At 73.6% G+C, this 13361-nt stretch carries 9 protein-coding genes; 1 reads left to right on the plus strand and 8 read right to left on the minus strand.

Features of this window, described 5'->3' with window-relative positions; translation table 11 throughout:
• The coding region (locus ACIHFD_RS57815) for a PAS domain-containing protein (RefSeq protein WP_397374196.1) at positions 1-1430 on the minus strand (1430 nt) is incomplete at its 3' end.
• A gap of 207 nt (positions 1431-1637) precedes the next feature.
• On the opposite strand from ACIHFD_RS57815, the gene ACIHFD_RS57820 reads away from it, so the two are divergent.
• Entirely contained in the window at positions 1638-4454 is a 2817-nt protein-coding gene (locus tag ACIHFD_RS57820) for an AfsR/SARP family transcriptional regulator (RefSeq protein ID WP_397374197.1), read from the plus strand.
• Positions 4455-4478: 24 nt separating this feature from the next.
• Here ACIHFD_RS57820 and ACIHFD_RS57825 read toward each other — a convergent pair whose 3' ends face one another.
• The 7 genes from ACIHFD_RS57825 to ACIHFD_RS57855 all read right to left on the minus strand — a co-directional run bounded on the left by ACIHFD_RS57825 (position 4479) and on the right by ACIHFD_RS57855 (position 13355).
• Positions 4479-6782: a penicillin acylase family protein gene (locus ACIHFD_RS57825; protein WP_397374198.1), complete on the minus strand. Its 2304-nt coding sequence runs from the start codon at positions 6780-6782 to the stop codon at positions 4479-4481.
• 8 nt (positions 6783-6790) lie between these two features.
• The gene (locus tag ACIHFD_RS57830; protein WP_397374199.1) at positions 6791-9004 is read right to left on the minus strand and encodes an FtsX-like permease family protein; all 2214 of its coding nucleotides are present in this window, start codon (positions 9002-9004) and stop codon (positions 6791-6793) included.
• Positions 9001-9693 carry an ABC transporter ATP-binding protein gene (locus ACIHFD_RS57835; RefSeq protein WP_397374200.1) on the minus strand — a complete coding sequence of 231 codons (693 nt, stop codon included), beginning with the start codon at positions 9691-9693 and terminating at the stop codon, positions 9001-9003. The genes ACIHFD_RS57830 and ACIHFD_RS57835 overlap by 4 nt, the downstream gene beginning before the upstream one ends.
• Positions 9690-10217, minus strand: coding sequence for a PadR family transcriptional regulator (locus tag ACIHFD_RS57840; protein ID WP_350733046.1), 528 nt, complete (start codon positions 10215-10217; stop codon positions 9690-9692). Before ACIHFD_RS57840 ends, ACIHFD_RS57835 begins: the two co-directional genes overlap by 4 nt.
• A gap of 79 nt (positions 10218-10296) precedes the next feature.
• Positions 10297-10992, minus strand: coding sequence for a GNAT family N-acetyltransferase (locus ACIHFD_RS57845; protein ID WP_397374201.1), 696 nt, complete (start codon positions 10990-10992; stop codon positions 10297-10299).
• A gap of 13 nt (positions 10993-11005) precedes the next feature.
• Positions 11006-11950: an NAD(P)H-binding protein gene (locus tag ACIHFD_RS57850; protein WP_397374202.1), complete on the minus strand. Its 945-nt coding sequence runs from the start codon at positions 11948-11950 to the stop codon at positions 11006-11008.
• Between the two features lie 115 nt (positions 11951-12065).
• Positions 12066-13355 (minus strand): hypothetical protein, encoded by a 1290-nt coding sequence (locus tag ACIHFD_RS57855; RefSeq protein WP_397374203.1) that lies wholly within the window; start codon positions 13353-13355, stop codon positions 12066-12068.
• Positions 13356-13361 lie beyond the last annotated feature (6 nt).

A 13361-nucleotide genomic window follows, 5' to 3' on the forward strand; every position in this document is an offset into this window, starting at 1 on the left:
CGCTCCTCGCCCGTGAACTGGCGCGGATCGGTGAAGGAGACGACGCAGCTGCCGACGGGGCGTCCCGAGGCGATCAGCGGCAGGAAGGCCCACGCCTTCTTGCCGCCCGCCGCCGGCAGGTCGGCCGTTTCGGGGTAGCGCTCGATGTACTCCTCGACCGAGTTGATGAAGATCGGCGTGCGCTCCCGCAGGGTTTGAGAGATCGGGAGCCCCGCGGTGGCGGGTATCCGGGTCACCCGGTCGACGAACTCCTGCGAGTACCCGGTGAACCCGACCGGCCGCAGATGGTCGCCGTCCAGGAAGGTGAGCATGAGACCGGCGGCGCCGAACGCCGGCAGGATGTGCTCGGCGGAGGCGTCGAAGACGTCCCGCACGGTGACCGCCTCGGCCAGCGCCCTGGTCAGTTGCTTGATACGGGCGGAGCGCTCCTGGGCCGCGCGCTCGGTGTGATCTGTGCGCTGCTCGGCGACCGCCTCGAGGTCGTCATGGGTCTTGGTGATGTCCCACAGCGTGCCGACCATGCGCGCCGGCTCGCCGTTCTCGTCGACCAGCAACCGGCCGCGGGCTCGCACCCAGACGTCCGTCCCGTCCGGGCGGCACACCCGGTACTCGGTGTTGTACATCCTGCCCGCGCGGATCGCCTCGTCGATGTCGGTCAGCACCCACGGCAGATCCTCGGGGTGGACCAGGGCCATCCAGGTCTCGATGCGTCCGTCGAAGGTGCCCGGCTCGAGGCCGAGCAGGGTCAGCATCGCGTCGTTCCAGATGACGTCACCGGTCCGGATGTCCCAGTCCCACGTGCCGATGGTCTCCAGGTGCTGCGGCATGTGAGAGCCGGCGGACCGGCTCCGCCCGCCCATGGGGCCCGAGCCGGGCAGTGGCGCGGAGGGCCTGCCCAGGCGCCCGCCCACCCATCGGCTCAGCAGGTCGAGGAAGGCCCGCTGGCCGGGCGACGGCTCGTGGGAGGAGGCCGTCACGATCGACAGCGCGCCGACCGGCCCGCCGGGGCCGAGCAGTGGGACGGCCGTCATCGCCGTGCCGACCGGCCAGGACCGGGCCTCGGCCGTGGCGGAGCCCTGCTGGGGGATGCCGGCGGCGATGTTCGCCATGGAGACCCGGACGGACGCGGCGTTGCGGAAAGCGCGGGCAGGGGCGAGTGGGCCGTTGCCGTCGACGCGCTCCCACGCGAGGGTGAGCGCGGGGGGTAGTCCGCTGGTCACGACGAGACGCAGCCCGCCGCCGTGACCGGGGCTGCCGAGGTGCACCATCCCGCCCAGCCCGGCAAGATCGGCCACCGCCTGTTCGAGCGCGAACCGCAGGAGCTCGATCCCCCACAGATCGTCACCGACCTCCGCGAGCAGCCGTCTTCGCTCCTCGGAAACCTGGTCCGCCGGCACGGTCCGCGGACCCTGCGCACGCTGTTCGCCCATCCCATCCCCTCACCACGTCGCCGGGGTCATCAGCGTCGATCTGGGGGGTAATTGTTCATATTGGGGTATATCTACCGATTATAACTACCCAGAGCGCACGACCCCTTGCTCCACTCGCGCGAGCGGTGGTGCGGGGCGCCCCGCGGCATGCGAGCATCCAGACGGGGTCGCGACCCCCGGATGATGAGCCGGTCTCTGGAGGGCTGAGTGCTACGAGTCGATTTCGGCGTGCTGGGGGAGATCTGCGCCTGGGCCGACGGCCAGGCGATCGAGCTGGGGCCGGCCAGGCAGCGAAGCGTGCTGGCGGCGCTGCTGGTGAAGGTCAACCAGCCGGTGTCCCTCGACCAGCTGACCGACTGCGTGTGGGGGGAGGATCCGCCGCGCCGGCCGACCGCGACCCTGCAGAGCTACCTGTCCCGGCTGCGTACGTCCCTGCCGGCGGCCTGGGACGGCGGCATCCGCCGCAGCGGCGGCGGCTACCTGTTGCGGGCCGACGAGAGCGCGGTGGACCTGCACCGCTTCCGTGACCTGCGGAACCGGGCCCGCACGAGCGACGACGCCACCGCCGAACGCCTGTACGAGCAGGCGCTGGACCTGTGGCGCGGCGAGCCCTTCGCCGACCTGGACACCTCGTGGGCGAGGGCCCAGCGGCATGTCCTGCAGGGCGAGCGGCTGGCCGCGCGCCTGGCCTACCACGACGTACGGCTGCGCCGCGGCGGCCACGCCGCGCTGCTCGGCCCCCTGGAGTCCCTGGCGGCCGAACACCCGCTGGACGAGCGGCCGGCCGCCCAGCTGATCCTCGCCCTGTACCGCAGCGGCCGCCAGGGCGAGGCCTTCCAGCAGTACGAGCGGATCCGCAAGCGGCTGGCCGCCGACCTCGGCGTGGACCCCGGCCCCGACCTGCGGCTCCTGCACCACCAGATGCTCACCGCCGCGGTGGCGCCCGCTCCCGCCGAGTCCGCCCCCGCGCCTCCCGCGCCGACGCCCCCACCCGCCGGGGTCATGGTGCCGCGCCAGTTGCCCGCGCCGCCGCCGGTGTTCGTCGGACGCCCGCGCGAGCTGGCCACCCTGGACGACGCGCTGACCGGCGACGGCAGGGACCGGGTGGCGATGATCTCCGCCATCGGCGGGTACGGCGGCATCGGCAAGACCTGGCTGGCCCTGTACTGGGCGCACCACCACGTGGACCGCTTCCCGGACGGGCAGATCTACCTGGACCTGCGCGGATTCGACGCCGGGAACGCGCCGATGCCGGTGGAGACGGCCCTGCGCCTGCTGATCGGCGCGCTCGGCGCGGATCCCGCCGCCGTCCCGCAGCGGCCGGAGGAGCAGACCGCGCTCTACCGCAGCCTGACGGCCCGCAAACGCCTGCTGATCGTGCTCGACAACGCCCGCGACACCGCCCAGGTCGTCCCCCTGCTGCCGGGCACGCCCTCCTGCACCGTGCTGGTCACCAGCCGCAACCAGCTCCCCGGGCTGATCGCCGGCCACGACGCCCGCCACGTGCCGCTGGACGTGCTCGACGCCGCCGAAGCCCGCCGGCTGCTGGTGCACCACCTGGGGCCCGAGCGGGTCGACGCCGAGCCGGAGGCGGTGGCCGCCCTGGTGGAGCGCTGTGCCGGGCTGCCGCTGGCGCTGAGCATCATCGCGGCCCGCGCCCTGATGAGCCCGGGGCTCCCGCTCGCGTCCCTGGCCGAGGAACTGCGCGCGGAGTCCACCCGCCTCGACGCGCTGGACGCCGGCGAGCTGTCGGCGGACCTGCGGACCGTGTTCGCCGCCTCGTACCGCGCGCTGGAGCCGGAGGCGGCCCGGCTGTTCCGATTACTGGCCCTGCACCCGGGACCGGACATCCCACCGCCCGCCGCGGCCGGCCTCCTGGGCACGGACGCCCGGCGGCCCATGGCCGGGCTGGTCCGCGCGCACCTGGTCACCGAGCACGCTCCCGGCCGCTTCGCCCTCCACGACCTGCTGCGCGACTACGCGGCCGAACGGGCGTACGCCGAGGACACCGAGGCCGAGCGCGACGCGGCGCTGCGCCGCCTGCTCGACCACTACCTGCACACCGCGCACGCGGCGGCCCTGCTGTTCTACCCGAACCGGCGGGCGATCCAGCTGACCGAACCCCTCGCCCCCGGCGCCGTCCCGGTCGTCCTGCGCGACCACCAGCAGGCCGCCGACTGGCTCGCCGCCGAGATCCAGGCGCTGCTGTGGGCGGTCAGGCGGGCCGCCGACGCCGGGCTGGCCACGCACGCCTGGCAGCTGGCCTGGTCGCTGGCCGACTACCTCAACCGCCAGGGACGCCGGCAGGACATCCTCACCACGCAGCAGGCCGCCCTGGACGCCGCCCGGGACCAGGACGACCTCGTCGGACAGTGCCGGGCGCACCAGACCATCGCCCGCACCCATCTGCGGCTCGGCCGCTACGACGACGCCCGCGTCCAGCTCGATCACGCGCTCGACCTGGCCACCCGGCTCGGCGACCTGGCGCTCCAGGCTCGCGCGAACCACAGTCTCACCATGGTGTTCAGCGCTCAGAAGCGCCACAGCGAGGCCCTCGCGCACGCCCAGCGGGCACTTGAGCTGTACCGGGACCTGGGCGACAAGAGCAGCACCGCCGACATTCTCAACTCCGTCGGCTGGGAGCACGCCGAACTCGGGCATCACCGCGAGGCCATCGACCACTGCGAGCAGGCCGTGGCCCTGTTCGAGTCGCTCGGCGACCCGTACGGCCAGGCGGCCGCCCTGGACAGTCTGGGTTACGCCTACCACCGCGCCGGCGACCACGACCGGGCCGCCGGCCGCTACCGGCACGCTCTGCGGCTGTTCCGGGAGGCGGGGGACCGCGGGGAGGAGGCGGCGTGCCTGCTCAACCTCGGCGACACCCACCGGTCCGCCGGTGACGAGGCGGCGGCCCGCCGGGAGTGGCGGGCCGCGCTGGACATCCTCGACGAGCTCGACCGGCCCGGCGACGATCCGGTACGGAGCAGGCTCGCCGCCCGCCTCGGCCTCACCGGGGACCGCTGAAGGGTGAGGTCCCCGCCGACCGGATCACCCGCGCACGGTGGAGGTCCTCAGCTTCGGGTCGGCGGCGATCTCGGCCTCGGTGAACCGCTCGGTGACCCACCGGCCGCGCGAGAACAGGACCGTCTGGTCGGTGTGGTGCGGCGAGCTGGGGTCGGCCGAGAGCGAATAGGTGAGGATGGTCCGCGTACGCGGCCCGGCGGGGGTGAGCTCGACGGCCATCATGAAGGTCGAACCGGTGTCCACCTCCGGGTAGCGCCCGTCCGCGCCGAGGATGCCGCGCATGCGTACCCGGTCGAAGCAGCCCTCCCCTTCGGTGCAGCCGGGGATCGGGATCGAGGAGTAGCGCTGCGCCTGGCCCGGGGTGAGCGTCAGGGGGATGCCGCCGGCCTGGAAGGCGGCCACGGCGTCGGCCAGGGCCCGCCGTACCACCGGGTCGTCGCTCTTGAGACCCCGGGGGGTGGCCAGCGGACGCGCGGGATCGAACGGCACCCGCCACGGGCTGTAGACGGGCTCTCCCGGCTCGGTGGGCTGCCCCAGCCGCTGGAAGAACTCGCGCCACAGGATGGCCCCCTGACCGTCCAGGGTGGCCCGCCCGTTCCACTTGAGCAGTGTCCGGCAGGCCTCGCGCACGTCCACCGGCTTGCCGCCGGACGTGGTCAGGGTGCTGTCACGGCACAGCTTCGGCAGGTCCGGGCGCATGAGCTCGAAGGTGTAATTGCGCTTGCCCTGCACGCTCGCCTGCAGCGTCTCCAGGGTGAAGCCGGGAGCGCCGAGCCCGTCGGCGCCGGACAGCCGCTGGGCGATCATGTCCAGGCTGACGCGCGGGCGCGGCTCCAGATCGGTACGCGCCTTGCCGAACGCGCGCGGGTAGCCGGTCAGCGGCGCCGACGGGTTCGTCATCCAGAAGGTGTTGTTGGAGTTGGCCACGTAGTCGGCGCGGGTCAGCCTCGGCCGGTCGCCGGGCCCGAAGACGCCGGGCACGACGGCGTCGCGGTCCCTGCCCCACAGGCACGCGGAGGTCGAGCCGTCCAGGACGTACTCCTCCAGGCCCGGGATGGGGGAGGGCTTGCCGCAGCGCTCCGCCTGGGCGTCGGTGACGTGGGGGACCATCGAGGTGTCGGCGAAGTAGGCGCTCCCGCCGACGTCGGTGGCGAGCGTGTGGACGAACGGCATGCCCTGGTACGTGCTCTGGGCGGCGCGCAGCTGGGTGAGGTTGCGCGCCTTTGCCATCGCCAGCCACTCGTCGGCCGCGCGCAGGTTGTCGGCGTTGACGTCGGCCAGCGCGTAGGCGACCTTGCCGGTCTGCCCGGCGGCCAGCACCGGGCCGTAGCGCGAGGTGTAGAGCGTGTGGTCCACGACGGTGCCGTCCTGGAGGGTGACCTGCACCTCCTGGCGGCCCATCGGCTCGGTCCGGCCGTCCACCCGGTAGCTGGTGCGGTCCACGAGGTCGAGCCGGTAGAGGTTGAACCGCTGGGCGTGGGAGACCGTGTGGGTCCAGGCCGTGGTCGCGTTGTGGCCGATCTCGACGACCGGCGTGCCGTACAGGCTGCCGCCGGAGACGTCGAGCACGCCGGGGATGGTCAGCTGCACCTGGTAGAAGCGGCGGATCCCGTTCCAGGGGAAGTGCGGGTCGGCCAGCACCATGCCGTGGCCGTCGCGGGTCGCCCGGCGGCCGAGCGCCCAGGCGTTGCTGCCCGCGGCTGGCCTGCGCTCCGGCCCCTCGGCCTCGGCCTCCCCGACGACGTACTCCTTCATCCCGGCGATGCCGGTCATCCGGCTGAGGTCGAGGAGGTTGTTCCACAGGTCGGTCGCGGTGATGGGGCCGACCCAGGCCTTGCCCCGGCAGGTGGGATCCGGCAGGTTCGCCACCCCGGTCTGCTCCAGGTAGCGGTTGTACCCGGCGACGTAGCCGTCCACGAGCCGGCGCAGCTCGCCGGTCGGGCCCAGGGGCGATCGCCGGGCCAGCAGCCGCGGCACCACGCCGGAGTCGGCGACGCTCTTGTAGTAGACGTCGCTGACCAGGTTGGCGACCGGGCGGACCGGGTCGTCGGACTTCGCCTGGGGGCCGAAGTACCGGGACCTTTCGCCCCGTAACGTCACCACCCAGGAGGCCAGCACGCAGAGGTTGTCCTGCGCGAAGGCGTAGCCGTACCCGAATCCGAGCCCGCCGTAGTCCTTGGCGGATATGTGGGGAATGCCGTACTCGGTGCGGCGGATCTCGGCGGCGTAGCGGCCGTCGTCCGCCAGGGCGGGCGCGTCGGTGCGCACCACCACCATGACGGCTGCGACCAGGGCCAGCGCGATCAGCGCGGCCGATTTCAGCTTCATCGCAACTCCTATTCGAAACGCGCGTTGTCGGGCGCGGTCATGCGCCTGAGCAGCGGGAGGGCGGTGAGGATCACCAGGAGGGAGGCGGCCAGGCCGCCGCCGAGGGAGGCGAAGTAGACCGGCCCGGGCATCGCGAGCGAGGCGCCCTTCATCGCGAGCTGGCCGATGAGCGGCTCGGCCACGGCGAAGCCGGCGCCGGCGGCGAGCACGGCGGCCAGGACGAGCGGCAGCGCCGACTCCAGCAGCACCACCGTGGCCAGGGTCCGCGTGGGCGTGCCGGCCAGCCGCAGCAGCGTGAACGGCTGCCTGCGCTCCACCAGGCCGCCGCCGACCGCCACCACGAGGCTGCAGCCGCCCGCGACCAGGGTGAGCGCGACCATGGCCAGCGCGATGCTCTCCGCCCTGGTGTACAGGTCGGCCCTGACCTGGGCGACCTCGGCGAAGGTCATCGGCGCCTGCGCGGAGTAGCCGGCCACCAGGGTACGCAGCCGCTCCAGCGTCGCCGCGTCGCCCGTACGGATCATGACGGCCATCAGATCGAGCCCGGCGGCGGAGGCGGACTCGCTGGCCGGTCCGGCCAGCGGGAGGAGCTTGTCGATGGTGAGGGGGTTGTCGGCGCCGACGACGCGGTCGAACCGGCCCAGCACGGCCTGCGCGCCCGCGGGGCACCGGCCGAGCACGGGGAAGCGGGCCAGGTTCGAGCACTCGACGACGGAGGTCGCGGGCGGCGAGCCGTCGGGCGGCGGGCGCAGGCTCTCCAGATCCGCCCTGGCGTAGATCGGCAGCACGTCCACGCCGGGCTGGGCGCGCACCTGGGCGAGCAGGTCCGCCGCCGCCCGCGGCGACAGGCTCGCGATGCCCGGCCGCCAGAGCGTGGCGCCCAGCACGTCGTTGAGCGTGCCGCCGGCCACGGCCCGCTGGCCCGCGACCACCGTGGGCACGAGGGCCGCGATCGTCGTCCCGATGAACACCGCCAGCACCAGCCCGCTCACCGACCTGAACGCGGTCTTCGGGTCGGCGGCCAGGCGCTGCGCTGCCAGTAGCGTCGCCGCGCCGCGGGTCAGCCGGGCGGCCAGGCGCGCGCCGAGCATCGTCAGCCACGGCCCGGCCAGCACGAGCCCGGCCATGACGAGCGCGATCCCCGCGTTGGCCAGCAGGGTGTCGGGTTTGCCGTCCTTGAACGCCGGACCCGCGAGCAGCCCCAGCCCGGCGAGCAGCGGGATCATCCGCCACGCTCTCGGCGGCGGCGGTGCGGCCTTCCTGGCCACGCCGAGCGGTGAGATCCGCACCCGGCGCAGCGACAATAGGGAGGCGGCCGCCGCGACGACGGGCACGCAGGCGAGCACGACCGCGTACTGCCAGAGGCTCGGGACGGCCAGCTCGGGGAAGAAGCGCGAACCGGTGATCCGGATCCCGGCCACGACCGGCCGTACGAGCTGGAAGAGCACGACGCCGGCCAGCGCGCCGAGCAGCGCGCCCAGCGCGGCGTCCACCGCGGCGAGGATGTTGATCTGCCGGGAGGTGGCGCCGACCAGCCGGATCGCCGCGAAGCGCGTCTCGCGGCGGGCGGCGGCCAGCCGGGTGGCGGTGCCCACCAGCACCAGCAGCGGGACGATCAGCCCGACGGCGGCGATGCCGAACCCGAACCGGTAGACGTCCGCACTCTGGTCGACCGCCGGCTCGGTGGCGACCGTGTCGACCCGCCGGGTGCCGATCATGGCGGCGACCTGCTGCGGCGTCCCGCCCACCACGATGACCAGCTCGTCGGGCCCGGACAGCGCGGCCCGGCCGATCAGGCCCGCCCGCGTCCCGGGGAAGCGGGCGGCGAGTTGCTCGCGCGGCGCCGAGTCCAGGAGCCGGGCCAGCGCCGGCGAGGCGTAGTACTGGCCGGGGCCGGGCATGCGGGACAGGCCGGGGATGACCGGCGCCCGGCCGCCGAGCGCGGCGGCGTCGAGCCTGGTGATCGTCCGGCCCGCGTAGAAGTCCTCGCGGAGGTTCCACAGAGCGCCGTCGCCGGTGGCGTCCAGGGCCCAGCCGCTGGGCGCCGTGCCGCGCGCGCACTCCCAGCAGGGCCGGTCGCCGGTGGCCTGGAAGGCGTTGAACAGCGACAACGTCGCCAGCAGCACCGCGACGCCGACCGCCACCCCGGCCACGATCAGCGCCAGCCGGGCCGCCGTCTCCCTGCCGCTGCGCAGCGACAGCCGCAGCCCCAGCGAGATCATCGGAGGACCCCGCCGGCGTACGGGTCGGTCACCTTGCCGTCGCGCACCACGACCTCGCGGTCGGCGCAGGCGGCCACCCGGGCGTCGTGCGTCACCACGATCACGGTGGCGCCCTCCTCGCGGGCCAGGCCCACCAGCAGGTTCATCACGTGCTCACCGGTGAGCGAGTCGAGCGCGCCGGTCGGCTCGTCGGCGAAGATCACGCGCGGCCCCGTCACCAGCGCCCGCGCGATGGCCACCCGCTGCGCCTGCCCGCCCGACAGCTCCCCGGTACGCCGGCCGCCCAGCCCGGCCAGCTCCAGCCGCTCCAGCCAGGACGCGGCCCGCGCGTACGCCTGCTTGCGTCTGGTACGGCCGAGCAGCAGCGGCAGCGCCACGTTGTCGGCCACCGTCAGCTCGGGCACGAGCTGGCCGAACTGGAAGACGAACCCGAAGGCGGTGCGCCGCAACTCGCTGCGGCGGCCGTCGTCCAGCGTGTCGAGCCGCCGCCCGTCGAACCACACCTCGCCGGTGTCCGGGGTGAAGATCCCGGCCAGGCAGTGCAGCAGCGTCGACTTGCCGGAACCGCTGGGCCCCATGATGGCCAGGACCTCGCCCGCGGCCACCGACAGGGCGGCCTCCCGCAGCGCGGGCGTGCTGCCGAAGGAGCGGCTGATGCCCTCGGCCCGCAGCAGAGCGTTGACGATCATCGTTCGCGCACCGTTTCCGCCAGCGCCCCCAGCCTGGCCTGGGTGACGTCGATCCACCGCAGGTCGGCCTCCAGCCGGAACAGGGCATGGTCGGCGAGGAGCGTGTCGATCAGCGCGCCGCCGCGTTTGATCTCGGACAGCTCCCGCATGCGCCGCAGATGCGTGGCGCGCTGGGCGTCGAGGTAGCCCGCCGCGTCGCGGCCCAGCATCAGCGCCAGCACGACCTTCGTGAACAGCACCGTCTGCAGGTACGGCTCGGCCTCGACCGGCTCGGCCAGCCACCTCTCGACCTCGCTCCGGCCGACCGGGGTGATGGCATAGCGCTTGCGGTCGGGGCCGTCGCCCGGCTCGCTCTGCCCGGCGGCGATCTTGCCGTCCCTGACCAGGCGGGCGAGCGTGGAGTACACCTGGCCGAACGGCAGGGACTTGCCCCCGCCGAAGTAGGTGTCGTAGTCGCGTTTCAGGTCGTAACCATGGCTCGGCTCCCGCTCCAGGAGGCCGAGCAGCGCAAGGGGAACGCTCATGCCCGGAGACTATACTCTGAGGGTATATCCGCGGCGTATAAACATCCGAGCTCGCCGGATCTTCGGCCCGTGAGCGGTCCTAGAGGCGGATGCTGATCTGCGCGCCGTGCTCGCGGAAGCCGAGCGCGCGGGCGACGCGCCGCGACGGCTCCGGACGTGCCCGCCACTGCGGCAGCAGCCCGATCGCCAGCGCGTCGGCGACCGCCGCGGAGGCCGCCAGGCGGGCCAGCCCCCGGCCGCGCCACCGCGGCGCGGTCAGCACGCTCACGTGCGCGGCCGCGTCCAGCCAGGGGCGGAAGCCGGCGGCGGCGAGGACGTCCCCGCCCTCGCGGACGGCGTAGGCGGAGGCGATCTCCTCCAGGCCGGACTCGTCCGCCTCCTCCTGCGGCACCGATTCGAGCAGGGCCAGGATCGCCGGGTGATCGGCCGGCAGGCGTTCGGCGACGGGCGGGGCGGCGACGAAGTCACCGGCGTCGAGGTAGGCCAGTGTCGCCGGGCCCAGGACGTCCAGGACCGGCAGGAGGTCCGGGAGCCGGGCGAGGCCGGCGTCGCCGAGGTTGAGCAGCGCGCTCCGCACCGGCTCGGCCAGGCCGGCGCCGGGCACGGTGGCCAGGATCGCCCCACCCAGCGCGACGACGCCCGTCCAGCCCGGCGGGCACAACGACGACCCGGGCGAGACCACGACCTTCACGTCCCCGCTCGCGGGAAACGTGACGGGGGTGCCGGTCAGGGCCGCCCACAGGTCACGCGCCCGGTCCAGCGCACTTCTCGGCATCCTCCGATGATCGCTACCGCAGGCCCCCAGGGCCAACCCGGGTGCCGCCGAAGAGGGCCGCGTGACCGGCGACGAAGTTCTTGACGCTCGTCGCGGGCCGTCCGGTGATGGTCTCGACGTCGTGGGTCAGGCGGGCGTAGCGGCCCCGCGCGTGCAGCCGCGCCATGGTGGAGATGTGCTCGGCCACGTGGTCCGGCAGCTTCGCCTTGCGGAGGTCCCGCTCGATCCACTCCTTCAGCGGCATGTCCACGTACGTGATACGCCGCCCCAGGGCCTCGGAGTACTCCGCCGCCACGGCGTTCATGTCCTCCGAGCGCGGGCCGGTGAGCTCGTACACCTTGCCGACGTGCGGCGACGGGGCGGCCAGGATGGTCGCGACGACCTCCGCCACGTCGCCGGCCGCGACCGGCGAGGTCCGCGCGCCCCCGAACGGGAGGCGGATCTCGTCCCGCTCGGCTATGGAGGCGGCGGCGAAGAGGGTGAAGAAGGGGTGTTCGAGGAAGACCGTGGGCCGGACGACGACCAGCGGCAGCCCGGACCAGGTCAGCGCCTGCTCGGCGAGCCAGTGCAGCCGCTGCTGGCGTGACTCCTCCGTGCTCGTGGTGGTCATCCCGGAGACGGTCATCTGCGAGAGGTTGACGAACGCCCCGATGCCGGCGGTCTGGCGGGCCACGGTCGCCATGGTGACCGCGCCCTCCAGGTACGACGGCGAGACGCTCATGCTGAAGAACACCCGGCCGACGCCGTGCATGGCGGGCACGACGTCGGCGGCGCGCGTCATGTCGGCGACGACGACCTCGGCCCCCGTGGCCCGCAGCGCCTCGGCGCGCTCGTCCTCGCGATGGACGAGCGCCCGGACCGGGAGCCCCTGACGCCGCAGCGTCTCCACGACGGTCCGGCCGACCGCTCCGACGCTGCCGGCGGCGCCCGTGACGAGAATCGGTCTGTCCTGGGGCATCGGTCACCTCCCGGACCCACCCCAGCAAACTCGGGACGATTCCTCCACCGGGACGCCCGGCGGATGGCGATGTCGTTAATCCGGGACCATCAAGATTTCGCCAGTGGTGCCGAGTTCAGGAGGGATCGACGTCGGCGATGGCGACGGAGAAGACGACCCGTTCCTCCTCGCCCTCGGTGAGCCCCCACAGCTCGCCGGTGGCGTACCACTGTGACAGGTCCTCCGGCCGGTACGCCCAGCTCGTGTGGGCGCTGATCGTCCGGGGCGTGGCGGCGACGTTCACGGTGGCGAAGCGTCTTCTCGGGTCGGGGCCGGGGTGCGCGCCGGCCGCCATGTTGATGTAGAGGAGGTCGCCGTCGGACTGGACCCCTTGCACGTCGCTGATGGCGTCGGCGGGGTCGGCCGGGACGGTGGACACCCAGGCCTGCACGGGAGCGTTGATGAGCCGGTAGTCGCCGTCCGGGGGCGGCTGGAACCGGTAGCGGACCAGTTTGGTGCCGGCCGGGGAGCCCGTCGAGCCGCTGGAGGCCTTGTAGGTTCCGGTGATCAGGCTGGCGCCGCCGGAGCTGTGGCGGTCCAGGGAGACGTAGTCCAGGCGGATGGGGGTGATGTAGTGGCGCACCTCAGGGATGACGTACTTGTAGTCGCCGCCGCTCCCGTCCCGCTTGCGGTAGATCTTGCGGGTGTCGAACACCCGGATGGTGTTGTACGTGGAGTCGGGGCCCGAGTAGCCGTTCCAGTTGGTGCTGGAGGTCATGAACAGGTAGGGGCCGTACCAGGCCAGGCCGCCGCCGTGCCCGTACACGCGGCGCAGCTTCCCCTGGCTGTCGACCCACACGGGCAGGACGTTGCGGTAGCGGCGGTCGTCGAGGTCGACCACCGACAGGTTCACGGAGTTGGTGCGGTAGTCGGGGTTGTCCGGGTCGGGGGAGTTCAGCCAGACCCAGCTGGTGATGAGCGTCCGGTGGTCGCCGCCGATCGGGGTGCCGTCGAGCTGGGCCTCGCCCGAGGTGGCCAGCCCCTGCGGCACCCAGGGGGAGTGCGGGAGGTCCGCCTTGTCGCCCTGGGTGGCGGCGGGCCAGCAGAACCAGGAGCGGACCGGCACCCGCGGCAGATAGGCCGCCCGGGCGGCGCAGGCGGGGTCCTCGTTGCCGGGCAGCGCGACGCGGTCCGTCCCGCTGAGCGCCCCGCCGATGCCCACCTGCTCGTACTCCGCCGTGAGCGGCACGGTGTACGGGTCGGACCCGGCGCGCAGGTCGAGGCCCGTCAGGCTCAGGGGCTGGAGCGGCGCTGTGTCCGTTGCTGGGGCCGTGGTCAGGGCCGATGCGACGCCGGGCGACAGCGCGGGCGCGGCCAGGACGCACGCGGCACCTATCCGTACGAGCCAGGTCAAAGGGGTGGTCATGGAGGT

Source organism: Nonomuraea sp. NPDC051941 (assembly GCF_044593615.1).